The organism is Phenylobacterium sp. (assembly GCF_016793285.1).
Classification (GTDB): Bacteria; Pseudomonadota; Alphaproteobacteria; order Caulobacterales; family Caulobacteraceae; genus Phenylobacterium.
Genome location: NZ_JAEUMO010000053.1, coordinates 1 through 12,962 on the forward strand (window position 1 = coordinate 1; position 12,962 = coordinate 12,962).

Below are 12,962 nucleotides of genomic sequence, written 5' to 3' on the forward strand. Positions count from 1 at the left end.
GGTCACCGCCAGCGACGACACCTTCGTCTATATGCGCCCGCATTCGGCGCTCGATGACGCCGGCGTGCGGAAGGTGTGGACCGCTTACGACGCCGACGCGCCGCTCGAGCGCGACGGGTTCACCTTCCGCTCGGTCGAGAGCCTCGGCGAGTTCGACTGCAAGAAGCGCCTGTCGCGCGTCGTCGAGGAGATCTTCCACGACGCTCCGGGCCTGAAGGGCAGGTCCTGGCGCTCGCCCAGGTTCATGGTCACGCCCTGGGCCGCCCCCCGGCCGGACTCGGTCGGCGCCATCCGCATGGCCTACGCCTGCAAGGCGCTCAGCGACACCTGAGCCGCGCCTCGGACCCGGGGACTGAAGCTCAGCCGTTCGGTGGGATCACCCCAGCAGCTTCACCAGCAGCAGGGTCGTGAGGCCGCTGTTCCATTCGGTGTCGGGATAGCGGTCGGCTTCGCGGTAGCCGCGCTTGGCGTAGAAGCCCTGGCTGCGGGTGTTGAAGGTGTCGGTTTCCAAGCGCGCCGCCGCGAAACCGGCCGCGCGGATCTCGGCCTCGGCCACGTCCATCAGCCGACCGCCGATCCCCGCCCGCGCATGGCGCCCCAGAACATGCAGGGCGTTCACGAAGTCGCCCTCCCAGTCGACGAGCCCCACGACCTCGCCGTCGATCTCGGCCACGCGGAATTCCAGGCCGCGCGCGTCCACGTAGGCGGCCGGCCGCGCCCCGGTGCGGGCCTCTGCGGCCGCGGTCTCGCTGAGCTGAGGCAGCCAGGTGCTCTCCAGCGTGTCCTGCAGGATCGCCCGCAGCGCCGGCGCATCCTCGGGCCTGGCGCGACGGACCACGACGCTCATGCGACCGGCGTCCAGAGCACCTGCTCGATCCGGCTCGCGCCCGTCGCCAGCATCACCAGCCGGTCGAAGCCCAGCGCGCCGCCGCTGGCCGGCGGCATCGACGCCAGCGCGGCCAGGAAGTCCTCGTCGATGGGATAGCGCTCGCCGTAGAGCCGCTGCTTCTCGGCCATCTCGGCGTCGAAGCGGACCCGCTGCTCCACCGGATCCGTCAGTTCGCCGAAGCAGTTGGCCAGCTCGACGCCGCAGGCATAGAGCTCGAACCGCTCGGCCACCCGCGGATCGCCGGGCTTCGGCCGCGCCAGCGCCGCCTCCGACACCGGGTAGTCGCAGAGGATCGTGGGCCGCCCGTGCCCCAGGTTCGGCTCCACCTTCTCCACGATGATGCGGCTGAAGACGTCGGCCCAGGTATCGTCGGCGGCGGTGCGGATGCCCGCCGCCCTGGCCTGCGCCGCCAGGTCGCCGAAGAGGTCGACGCCGGCGTATCGCTCGAACGCCTGCGCCACCGTCACCCGCTCGGGCTCGGCGAACGGGTCGGCCTCGCGGCCGCGCCAGGTGAGCGCCCTGGCCCCCGCCGCCTCCGCCGCCGTCCGCACCAGGGCTGCGCAGTCGTCCATCAGGCGCTCGTAGTCCGCGCCGACGCGATACCACTCCAGCATCGTGAACTCGGGGTGGTGCAGCGGCCCGCGCTCGCGGTTGCGCCAGACCTTTGCGAGCGTGAAGATCGCCGTCTCGCCCGCCGCCAGCAGCGTCTTGCAGGCGAACTCGGGCGAGGTGTGCAGGTAGAGCGGCGCCCGCTCGCCCGCCGGCCCGATCGCCTCGGTCGCGAAGGCGTGCAGGTGCGCCTCGTTGCCCGGCGAGACCTGCAGCGCCGCGGTCTCGACCTCCGTCAGACCCTCGCGCTCGAACCAGGCGCGCACGGCCTTAGTGATCCGCCCCCGCGCGGCCAGGAACGGCGCCCGGTCGGCGTGCCTGCCGCGGTCCCACCAGGGGCTTTCGGTCGGAGTGTTCAAGCGGCTGCGTCAGTGTGGGGGTGGAGATTTCGGCGCACATCGCTATAGGGGCGCGACACCAATTTCATCAGCGGAATCGCGCAAGCGTCCGCGACGCCACCAAAGGACTGCTCGTGAAGGTTTCCGCCAGCTCGCTGCGCAAGGGCGCCGTCGTCGATCTCGAAGGCAAGCTCTACGTCGTGCTCAGCGCCGAGAACATCCACCCCGGCAAGGGCACCCCGGTGACCCAGTTGAACATGCGCCGCATCTCCGACGGGGTGAAGATCAGCGAACGCTACCGCACGACGGAGACGGTGGAGCGCGCGATCGTCGACGACCGCGACTACACCTTCCTCTACCAGGACGGCGAAGGGTTCCACTTCATGAACCCGGAGAACTACGACCAGCTCGTGGCCGCCGAGGACATCATCGGCGACGCCGCGCCCTACCTGACGGACGGCTGCACGGTGAAGCTTTCGACCCACGATGGCGTGCCGATCGCCATCGAGCTGCCCCGTCTCGCCACCTTCGAAGTGGTCGAGACCGAGCCGTCGGTGAAGGGCCAGACCGCCTCGTCGTCGTACAAGCCCGCGGTGCTGTCGAACGGCCTGCGCACCATGATCCCGCCCTACATCGGCCCGGGCACGCGCATCGTCGTCCTGACGGAAGACGGCTCGTACCAGGAACGCGCCAAGGACTAGCGGCCTTGCGGTAAGGAACCGGGCGGCCGGTCCCCGCCGGCGCAACATCCTGACAGACGGCGCAGCGACCGCCCTTCGTTGAGCGGATTCGGCGTGTGTCGTCCGTGCTCTGGCGCGGCGCGAGCGGGGCCCTTACACAGGGATGCTCAGCTTAACGGGAGCGTGGATGTCCACCCGTCGTTCCGGCCCGGCCGCGGCCCTCCGGGCGTTCGCCGTCGCCCTCGCCTTCGCCGCCAGCGCCCATGCGGCCCCCCGCCCGACGCTCGCAGAGCCCTCGCTGTCGCCCGACGGCGCCGAGATCGCCTTCGTCTCCGGCGGCGACGTCTGGACCGTCCCCGCAGCCGGCGGGACCGCCAGCCTGCTGATCACCGACCCGGCCACCGAGGGGCGCCCGTTCTACTCGCCCGACGGCCGCGAGATCGCCTTCACGTCGAACCGCGGCGGCGCGGCCAATGTCTATGTGCTCACGCTGGCCACCGGGAAGCTGCGCCGCCTCACCTTCTCCGATACTGGCGAGCAGCTCGACGGCTGGTCGCGCGACGGCAAGTGGCTCTACTTCTCCTCGGGCGCGAACGACGTGGCCCGGCTGAACGACGTCTACCGCGTGGCCGCGACCGGCGGGACGCCGCTGGAGGTCAGCCGCGAGCGCTATCTCAACGAATTCAACGCCGCGCCATCGCCCGACGGCCGGTCGGTCGCCCTCATGGCCAAGGGCGTGTCGTCCACCCAGTGGTGGCGCAACGGCCACGCCCACATCGACGAGGCCGAGTTGTGGCTGAAGCCCCTCGCCGACGGCGCGCCCTACCGCAAGCTGCTGGGCGCCTCCTCCAAGCGGCTGTGGCCGATGTGGGCGGCCGACGGCCGGAGCCTCTGGTTCATGAGCGACGAGGCCGGCTCCGAGAACCTCTGGCGCCTGGGCCTGGAGGCGGGCGCAAAGCCCCAGAAAATCACCGCGTTCACGTCGGGCCGCGTGCTCTTCCCGTCCATCGGCTACGACGGCCGCGCCATCGTCTTCGAGCGCGAGTTCGAGATCTGGAGGCTGGACACGGCGACCGGCCAGGCGGTTCGCGTGCCGATCGCACTGCGCGGCGCGCCGGCCGGCGGCGGCGAGCGGCGCATCGTCGAGACCAGCTTCCGCAGCCTGGCCGCCGCGCCCGACGGAAAGAAGCTGGCGGTCGTCGCCCACGGCGAAGTCTTCGCCGCCCCCACCAAGGACGGCGGCCCCGGCCAGCGGCTCACCGAGACCGTCGGCCCCGAAAGCGACCTGGCCTGGTCGCCCGACAGCCGCCGGCTGGCCTTCGTCTCCGACAGCGGCCGCGCGAGCCGCGTGATGGAGTACGACTTCACCACCCAGAAGACCCGCCCCCTGACCGAGGCCACCGACTACGACGCGGGCCCCGCCTACTCGCCCGACGGCAAGCAGATCGCCTACTTCCACGGCCCGCGCGAGCTGCGGGTCCTGACGCCCGGCGGTCCCGACCGCGTCCTCTTCTCCGGCGCCCTCGACCGCAACGACGGCACGCGTCCCGCCTGGTCGCCCGATGGCCGCTGGATCGCCTTCGCGGTGACCGACCGCCGCTCGTTCCGCAACGTCTGGGTCGTGCCCGCCGCCGGCGGCGAGGCCCGGCCCGTCAGCTTCCTCGCCAACGGCAACACCGGCGACCAGATCGCCTGGTCCGCCGACGGCAAGTACATCGTCTTCGATACCTCGCAGCGCAGCGAGCCAGTGAAGATGGTCCGCGTCGACCTCATCCCGCGCATCCCGAAGTACCGCGAGGACGCCTTCCGCGACCTCTTCAAGGTCGCCCCGCCCGGCACGCCCGGCCGCCCGGCCGAGACGCCGCCCAAGGACGACGTGAAGCCCGCCGCGTCCGAGGAGCAGGCCAGGACCGCCGAGGAGAACAAGGACACCACCGACAAGCCGCCCCCGCCGAAGCCGCGGGTGGAGCCGGTGCGCATCGTCTTCGAAGGGATCCGCGAACGGGCCACCTTCATCCCGCTGGGCGCCTCGGCGGAGGAGCCGGTGATAAGCCCCGACGGCAAGGTGCTGGTCTATCGCGCCCGCATCGGCGACCAGCAGCAGTTGTTCAGCTATTCGCTGGACGAACTGGCCCGCGACGCGCCGGCGCCCGAACAGATCACCAGCGGCCGCCGCGCCAAGCGCGACTACAGCTTCAGCGCCGACTCGAAGCAGGTCTATTACCTCGACAACGGCCGGGTCAGCGTCACGACCGTCGAGAACCCGCGGCCCAGGATCGTCGACGTCTCCGGCGAGATGGTCGTGCGCTTCGACGCCGAGAAGCAGGTGGTGTTCGACGAGGCCTGGTCGACGCTGAACCGCGTCTTCTACGACGAGACGTTCCACGGCCAGGACTGGAACGCGCTTCGCGCCCGCTTCGAGCCGTTCGCACAGGGCGCGCAGACTCCGGACGAGCTGCGCCGCACGATCAACCTGATGATCGGCGAGCTCAACGCCTCCCACTCGGGCATCAACCGTCCCGCCGACGGCTTCGGCTCGGCCCCCGCCGATCGCGTGGGCGACCTCGGCCTGCGCTTCGACCGCGAGGCCTACGAGGCCGGTCGCGGTCTGGTCGTGCGCGAGATCATCGGCCTCGGCCCCGCCGACATAGAGGGCACGATCCGGCCCGGCGACGTGCTCGCCGCCGTGGATGGCCGTCCCTTGGGCGCCGGCGTCAACCTCGACAGCCTGCTGCTCGACCGCATCGGCAAGCGCACGGTCCTGACGGTGATCACGGCAGGCCGGGCCCGCGACGCGGTGGTCCGGCCCACCACGCCCGCCGTCGCCAGGGGCCTGCTCTATCGTCATTGGGTCAAGGACCGCCGCGCCTATGTCGAGAAGGCCAGCGGCGGCCGGCTCGGCTACGTCCACATCCTCGACATGAGCTCGGACAGCCTCGACCAGCTCTACATCGACCTCGACGCCCAGAACCAGGGCAAGGACGGCGTCGTCATCGACGTGCGCAACAACAACGGCGGCTTCATCAACGGCTACGTCCTGGACGTCTTCGCACGGAAGAACTTCCTGACCATGACGCCGCGCGGCCTGTTCGGCGTGCCCAGCCGCCAGAACCTGGGCCAGCGCGCGCTCGGCCTGCCCACGATCCTGCTCACCAACGAGAGTTCGCTCAGCGACGCCGAGGACTTCACCGAGGGCTATCGCCATCTGGGCCTCGGCAAGGTGGTCGGCACGCCCACCGCGGGCTGGATCATCTATACCGGCGGCAAGACGCTGATCGACGGCTCGGCGCTGCGGACGCCTTCGATCCGTATCCAGGGCGCCGACGGCAAGGACATGGAGCTCAATCCCCGCCCGGTCGACATCACCGTCGAGCGCGCCCTGGGCGAGACCGTCGCCGGCCAGGACAGCCAGCTCGACGCCGCCGTCGCCGACCTCGTGAAGAATCTAGGGCCCGCACGCCCATGACGGCGGGCCCGCCGCAGGACGCCGGCGCCCCGGCGCGGTCGCGGCTGGCCTGGCAGGTGGCGCCCCTCAGCCTCGCCTTCTTCCTCGATCTGGTCGACATCGGCCGCCGGCGCGACGTGGTCGACGCGCTGCTCTTCGGCGCCATCGTGGTCGCCAACCTCGAGCCGCTGAACCGCGATCCGGACCTGGTCCACGCCTACGCCGCCCCCGACGCGGCCTTGCCGGACGAGCTCCGCCGCCCGGTCAGCATCAACGCCGTCGCCCAGTCGCTGCGCCTGCCGTTCGAGACCGCGCGGCGGCGGATCGCGCGCATGGCCGGGGCGGGAGACCTGGCGGTGACGCCGAGAGGCGTCTACGTGCCCGCCGGCATCATCGGCCAGCCGGGGTTCATGGCCACGGTCTTCCGACGCCACGAGCGGCTGCGGCGCTTCTACGACGACCTGCGGGCGGTGCAGGCCGTGCCCACGCCGCCCGCGTCCGATCCGGTCCCGTCGGCCGCTCCCGGGGACGTACAGCCGATCCGCATCACCAACCGCGCGGTCGCCGAGTACATGATGCGGGTGGTCGACGGCCCGCTCGGACTCGCCGGCGATGCGGTGGGCGCGCTGCTGCTCATGCAGATGACGCGTCTCAACACCGAGGGCCTCGACGACGCCGGCTTGTTCGCCTGGGCCGCCGATCCGCTTGCCCGCGCGCGGCCCGTGCGCACCGGCCACCTCGCCAGGGCGCTGCGCTTCTCGGCCGAGACCACGCGCCGCCATGCGATCGGCCTGGAGGCCCTGGGCCTCTGCGCACGCCGGCAGGCGGGCCTGATCGCCACCGCCACGCCGGCGGCGCGCGCCGTCATCGTCCAGCTCGCCGACGAGAACCTGACCAGCGTCCAGCGCCTGTTCGCGCGCCTGCGCCAGCTCGGGGCGCTCGACGCCTGGGATGCCGCGCCCCCGGCCGCCCGCGCCGCGCGGCCGGCCTGAAGCATACGCGCGCTTGCAATCTTCGCGCGAGGGCCGGCAACCTCGCAGATGGCCGTCAGTTCCGCCGCGCCGCCTGTGCCGCCCGTCTGGACCGTCGCCCAGGCGTCGGTGGCGTTCGTGCTCGACGTGGAGCCGCTCGCCCGGCCCGAGGGCGATCTCGTCGACGCCCTGCTGTTCGCCGCCGTCCTCGCAGCCAACACTGCATCCAGCGTGGAGACGCCCGACGATCAGGTCCAGCCACCGCTCGATCCCGTGCCGATCAAGACCGTCGCCCAGACGCTGGGCACGCCGTTCGAGACGGCGCGGCGGCGGATCGGCGCGATGGCCGCCAGGGGCGTGCTGCAGCTTTCGACCCAGGGCGTGACGGTCTCCGACGCCAGGCTGGCGGATCCCGGCTTCCTCGCCGCCTTCGCCGCGCGCCACGCCCGCCTGCGCGCCTTCTACGACGACGTCCGGGCCGCTTGCGCCCCGCCCGAGACGCCGGCCGAGAGGCCGCCCGGCGCGCCGCCCGCGTCGTCCGCACGCGAACCGCCGGTGCGCCTCGCCAACCGGCTGATCTGGGACTACGTGCTGGCTGTGGGGGCGGCGCTGAGCCCGGTGACCGGCGGGCCGTTGCAGACGTTGATCCTCCTGGCGCTGGCCCGGGCCAACATCGGCCACCTCCAGCCCCAGGACCTCCGCGCCTGGGCGTCCAGCCCCGAGCACTTCGCCCGGCCGATCCCCGCGACGCATCTGGCCGAGATGGTGCGCCTGCCGCCCGAGACCACCCGCCGCTACGCGCTGGCCCTCGAGGCCGACGGCTTCTGCCGCCGAACGCCGCACGGCCTGGTCGTCCAGTTCGATGCGCGCCGCCGGCCCGAGTTCGAGCGCCTCGCCGAGGTCAACCTTGCGAACGTCCGCGCCCTCTTCGGCCGCCTTCGCCGGCGCGGCCTGCTGGACGCCTGGGACGCCGCCACGGGCTAGGGTCCTGGACCATCCGGGCCCGCATGGCGCCGTCTGCCTTCTCGCTGCGCGCACCATGATATATCGGAGGCAAGGTCGAGGGAGGGAACGTGATGGCCGGAGTTCGCACGTTCGCACGCGTCGTGGCCGCCTGCGCCGCGGTCCTGGCCGGCGCCGCGGCCGTCGCCCAGCCGGCGACGCCGGCCCCCGCCCCTGGCCCCGCGATGGGGCGCGCTCCGCCGCCGCTCGCCGCCGGCCAGCCGATCCCGCCCGCGGAACTCGCCGCCTACGTCGACGGGATGGTCGAGCGCGCGATCCTGCGCGACCATATCGCGGGCGTCACCGTCTCGGTCGTGCAGGACGGCCAGGTGGTCTTCAAGAGGGGCTACGGCCTGGCCAGCCTGAAGCCGGCGCAGGCGGTCGATCCCGACCGCACGCTGTTCCGCATCGGCTCGATCTCCAAGACCTTCACCTGGATCTCGATCATGCGGCAGGTCGAGGCCGGCAGGATGCGCCTCGACGTCCCCGTCGACACCTACCTGCCGCCCTCGCTGCGCACCGGGAACGGCGCCTTCGGCAGGCCCATCCGCGTCTCCGACCTGATGAACCACGCCCCCGGGTTCGAGGACCACGTGTTCGGCATGCTGTTCGAGCATGAGCCCCGCGACGTCCGAGCGCTCGACACCTGGCTGGCTGAAGAGCGCCCGCGGCAGGTGCGTCCGCCGGGCTCGCTCATCAGCTATTCCAACTATGGCGCGGCGCTGGCCGGATCGGCCGTCTCCCACGCCTCCGGCCGCCCGTTCGAGGAACTGGTCGAAGGCACGATCCTCGAGCCCCTCGCGATGAGCCACACCACCTTCCGCGAGCCCCGCGCGCCGCAGGTCGGCCTGGCGCTGCCGATGCCGGCCGCCCTCGTCCCCGACGTTTCCCGCGCCTTCCACTGGAACGGGACGACGCTCGAGCAGCGGCCCTACGAATACATCGGCCAGATCGCACCGGCCGGCTCGGCCTCCTCGACCGCGGGCGACATGGCCCGCTACATGCTGATGCTGCTGAACGACGGCGAACTGGACGGCGCGCGTATCTACGGCCCCGTCGCCGCCGAGGCGTTCAGGACCGCCGACACGCCCGCCCCCGCCGGACGCGCGCTGCGCCACGGTTTCTTCGACCAGGCGCTGCCGGGCGGCTACGTCGGCTACGGCCACGACGGCGGGACGATGTCGTTCTTCTCGCACATGACGGTCGTCCCGGCCCTCAGGCTCGGCGTCTTCATCTCCACCAACACCGACACCGGCGCCCGCCTGCAAGCCGACCTGGCGCCGGGCATCGTCGGCCGGTTCTACGCGGCCCGCGATCCGTTCCCGCCCGCGCCCGACCCGCGCCTCGCCCGGTATGCCGACGCCTATGAGGGCCGCTACCTGCAGAGCCGGCGCGCCATGAGCGGGCTGGAGGGCTTCGTCCATCGCATCGCCTTCGGCACCGACGCGACGGTGACGCGCGAGGGCTACCTCCTGCTCGGCGGTCTGCTGGGCGCGAACGCCTACGCGCCGGTCGGCGACCCCGCGAAGGGCGCCTTCGTCTCGGTTTCCGACGGCGCCCCGCTCCAGTTCGAGATGAAGGACGGCCGCGCCGTGGGGGCGCCGCTGGGCGCCGCCTCGCTGGAGCGCGTCGGTCCGCTCGACTCGCCCGGCCCGCTCGCGCTGCTCAGCGGCCTGACCGCGCTCGCCAGCGTGCTCACCCTCGTCGGCCTCGGCTTCCGGCCGCGTCACGCCCCGGCGGGCCGCTGGCAGCTCTGGGCCGGCCGCGCCCAGATCGTCCAGGCGCTGCTCTGGCTGGGCGCCCTCCTCGCCTTCGCCACCTTCATGCAGGGCGCCGCCGACCCCGGCTCGATCGTGTTCAACTGGCCCAGCCCGACGCTCATGGCCTCGTCCGCCATGGCCCTCGCCGCCTCGGTCCTCGCCGTCTTCAGCCTCGCCCCCGTCGCCATGGCCTGGCGCGAAGCCGGCTGGTCCTGGCGCCGCAAGGCCGCCACCACGCTGACCGCCCTCCTCAGCCTCGCCCTGGCCCTGCTCCTCCTCCGCTGGGGCTTCCTCGCCCCGTGGCGCTAGAGCCAACGGGACCCTTCTCCCGCAAAGGGGAGAAGGGTCGTGTCCGCTGGCGCGCCCGGCGGGACGCGCTACAACTCGCAGGCGTTCGGGGGAGTTCGGATGAAGCGGGTCGCGGGAGCCATGGTCATGGCGGGGTTCATCGCCGGGGCGGCGCACGCCCAGGCCCTCAGTCCCTACGCCTCGGCGGGCGAGCAGCAGGCGGCGATGACCGACGGCCGCGTCACCTCCGAGCAGTTGGTCCGCGCCTACCTGGAGCGCATCGCCCGCTACGACAGCGCCGGGCCGAAGCTCAACGCCGTCCTGGTCCTCAACAGGCAGGCGCTGGCGGACGCCAGGAAGCTCGACGCCGAGCGCAAGGCCGGCAAGGTCCGCGGCCCCCTGCACGGCGTCACCATCCTGCTGAAGGACAACATCGAGCACGCCGCGAGCGGCGCCACCACCGCCGGCTCCCTCGCGCTCGCCGACAACGTCAGCGGCCGCGACGCCCCGATCGTGAAGCGCCTCGCCGAAGCGGGGGCCGTCGTCCTCGGCAAGACCAACCTCTCGGAGTGGGCCAACTTCCGCTCGCTGCGCTCGATCAGCGGCTGGAGCGGCATGGGCGGACTGGTGCGCAACCCCTACTCGCTGGACCGCACCGCCTGCGGCTCGTCCTCCGGCTCGGGCGCGGCGATCGCCGCCGGTTTCGCGGGCCTCGCCATCGGCACCGAGACGGACGGCTCGGTGACCTGCCCCGCGGCCATGAACGGGATCGTGGGTCTGAAGCCTACCGTGGGCCTCGTCTCGCGCAGCCTGATCGTGCCGATCTCGCCCGAGCAGGACACCGCCGGGCCGATGACCCGCACCGTCGCCGATACGGCGGCCCTGTTGTCGGTCATTGCCGGCTCCGACCCGACCGACCCGGCCACCAGGGACGCGGACGCGAAGAAGGCCGATTACCTGAAGGCTCTCGACCGCGACGCGCTGAAGGGCGCCCGCATCGGCGTATGGTTCCCGTGGAAGGGCCGCTCGCCGCAGACCGACCTGGTCTTCGCCGAGGCCGTGAAGACGCTGATCGCCCAGGGCGCCGTCACCGTCGAGCTCAAGGGCCCCGACGACGCCACCATGAGCAAGATCGCCGAGCTCGAAAGCGACACCCTGCGCACCGAGTTCAAGGCGGCGCTGGACGCCTACCTCGCCACCACGCCGGCCACCGTGCGGAGCCGCACGCTCGCCGACCTCATCGCCTTCAACAAGGCCAACGCCGGGCGCGAGATGCCGCTCTTCGCCCAGGAGATCTTCGACATCTCCGTCACGAAGCCGCCGATCACCGATCCGGCCTACAGGGAGAAGCGCGCCAAGGCCACGAAGCTGGCCCGCGAGGCGCTCGACAGGATGCTGGCCGACAACGACCTCGTCGCCGTCGTCTCGCCCAGCGGCGGCCCGCCTGCGATCGTCGATCCGGTGAACGGCGGCGGCGGGTTCTTCGGCTCGCCCTCGCGCCTGCCCGCCGTCTCCGGCTATCCGCACCTGACCGTCCCGGCCGGCTACGCCACGGGCCTGCCCATCGGCATCTCGTTCCTGGGCCCGGCCTGGTCAGAAGCGAAGCTGCTGGGCCTCGGATACGCCTTCGAACAGGCCGCCAAGGCCCGGCGCGAGCCCGAATTCCTGCCGAATGTCGGCGCGCGCCCCGAGATCGCCCGCGCCTACGATCCCCAATGACCTCTTCCGCCCTCCTTCGAGCGGACGGGTCTGGCCTCGCGGCGCAGGCAACTTCCGCCGCGCCCGCGGGTTACACGCCGAGCCAGGTGCGACGATCCGGAGGGCTGCATGGCGTCGATTGCGGTGATGCGACCCGGAGGCCTTGAAAGCGCCGCGGTGGACGCTGACATGACGGCCAGGCCGTTCACGGCTCCGCTTCGATCGAAAGGCCCTCCCCCTGGCCAGGCATCCGAAGAGACCCGTCCGCCTCGCGGCCGCTAGGGCGCTTCGCGCCAAGGTGGTGCGGCCGACGGCCCGCCTTCAAGCCTTCAGCGAATTCTCAGGGAGACCGGCCCGCGTGTTCGACGCCACTGCGCCAAGGTACGCCAACCTCATCCGCCTCGACTCCGAGACGGCTGCCGCCGTCCACGAGGCCGCGCAGCACGGCGCGGGCGTCGGCTTCCACCTGATCGACACCACGATGATGTACGCGCCCAGGTCGGGCGGCGTGAAACGCTACCTGATGGCCAAGCGCGCCTGGCTGGCGCGCCGCCGTCCCGACGTGTGCCACACCCTGGTCGTTCCCGGCGCGCGGACCCATGCCGAGGGCGACGGCCTGGTCACCGTCGCCTCGACCCGCCTGCCGTTCGGCGATGGCTACCGGATGCCGGCCAACCTGACGAAGTGGGAGACGGTGCTGCGCCTGCTGGAGCCCGACGTGATCGAGGCCGGCGACGTCTTCGTGCCCGGCCACGCCGCCCTGGAGGCCGGCGGGGCGCTGGGCGTCCCCGTCGTCGGCTTCTGCCACACCGACGCCGCCGCGCTGGCGGCGCTGCACTTCGGCGAATGGGCCGAGGCGCCGGCGTTCAACTTCTGGGCCCAGGCCTACCAGCGTTTCGACCATGTGGTGGCGCCCAGCCGTCACATGGCCGCCCGCCTCGCCGACGCGGGGGTGCAGCGGATGTCGATCCAGCAGCTCGGCGTCGACACCGCCCTGTTCGACCCAGCCCGCGGCGACCGCGCGCGGCTGCTGCGGCGTCTGGGCCTGCCCTCCGACACCCGCCTCCTGGTGTTCGCCGGCCGCCCGGCCCGCGAGAAGAACATCGACTCCATGGTGGCCGCGGTCGAGCGCCTGGGCGCACCCTACAAGCTGCTGCTGGTCGGCGCCGGCAAGGACGTCGCCTGGTCGCCCCACGTCGTCAGCCTCGACTTCGAGCGCGACCCGCAGCGGCTCGCGGCGCTGCTGGCGTCCTGCGACGCGGCGCTGCACGCCAACGAGAAC

10 protein-coding genes are annotated in these 12,962 nt (G+C 72.3%); 8 read left to right on the forward strand and 2 right to left on the reverse strand.

Annotated elements, in window-relative coordinates; translation table 11 throughout:
* Nucleotides 1–331 (forward strand): surface-adhesin E family protein (locus JNL41_RS05695; RefSeq protein WP_293473309.1); only part of this gene is annotated, 331 nt, incomplete at its 5' end.
* Between the two features lie 45 nt (nt 332–376).
* On the opposite strand, the gene JNL41_RS05700 is transcribed toward JNL41_RS05695, so the two are convergent.
* A complete protein-coding gene (locus tag JNL41_RS05700) occupies nt 377–847 on the reverse strand; it encodes a GNAT family N-acetyltransferase (RefSeq protein ID WP_293473310.1) in 471 nt (156 codons plus the stop codon).
* A complete protein-coding gene (gene epmA / locus JNL41_RS05705; protein ID WP_293473311.1) occupies nt 844–1,857 on the reverse strand; it encodes an EF-P lysine aminoacylase EpmA in 1,014 nt (337 codons plus the stop codon). The genes JNL41_RS05700 and epmA overlap by 4 nt, the downstream gene beginning before the upstream one ends.
* A 113-nt stretch (nt 1,858–1,970) precedes the next feature.
* Here epmA and efp point away from each other — a divergent pair, with 113 nt between their 5' ends.
* From efp to JNL41_RS05740, 7 genes are all read left to right on the forward strand, one after another.
* Nucleotides 1,971–2,537, forward strand: a complete 567-nt coding sequence (efp, locus tag JNL41_RS05710; protein WP_293473312.1) for an elongation factor P — start codon at nt 1,971–1,973, stop codon at nt 2,535–2,537.
* Between the two features lie 166 nt (nt 2,538–2,703).
* A complete protein-coding gene (locus tag JNL41_RS05715; protein ID WP_293473313.1) occupies nt 2,704–5,982 on the forward strand; it encodes a S41 family peptidase in 3,279 nt (1,092 codons plus the stop codon).
* Complete coding sequence (locus tag JNL41_RS05720) at nt 5,979–6,953, forward strand: hypothetical protein (RefSeq protein ID WP_293473314.1); 975 nt, start codon at nt 5,979–5,981, stop codon at nt 6,951–6,953. Before JNL41_RS05715 ends, JNL41_RS05720 begins: the two co-directional genes overlap by 4 nt.
* Before the next feature lie 48 nt (nt 6,954–7,001).
* Nucleotides 7,002–7,916: a hypothetical protein gene (locus tag JNL41_RS05725; RefSeq protein WP_293473315.1), complete on the forward strand. Its 915-nt coding sequence runs from the start codon at nt 7,002–7,004 to the stop codon at nt 7,914–7,916.
* Nucleotides 7,917–8,008: 92 nt separating this feature from the next.
* Nucleotides 8,009–10,003: a serine hydrolase domain-containing protein gene (locus tag JNL41_RS05730; RefSeq protein ID WP_293473316.1), complete on the forward strand. Its 1,995-nt coding sequence runs from the start codon at nt 8,009–8,011 to the stop codon at nt 10,001–10,003.
* Between the two features lie 39 nt (nt 10,004–10,042).
* Nucleotides 10,043–11,701: an amidase gene (locus tag JNL41_RS05735; RefSeq protein ID WP_293473317.1), complete on the forward strand. Its 1,659-nt coding sequence runs from the start codon at nt 10,043–10,045 to the stop codon at nt 11,699–11,701.
* Between the two features lie 337 nt (nt 11,702–12,038).
* The coding region (locus tag JNL41_RS05740; RefSeq protein ID WP_293473318.1) for a glycosyltransferase at nt 12,039–12,962 on the forward strand (924 nt) is incomplete at its 3' end.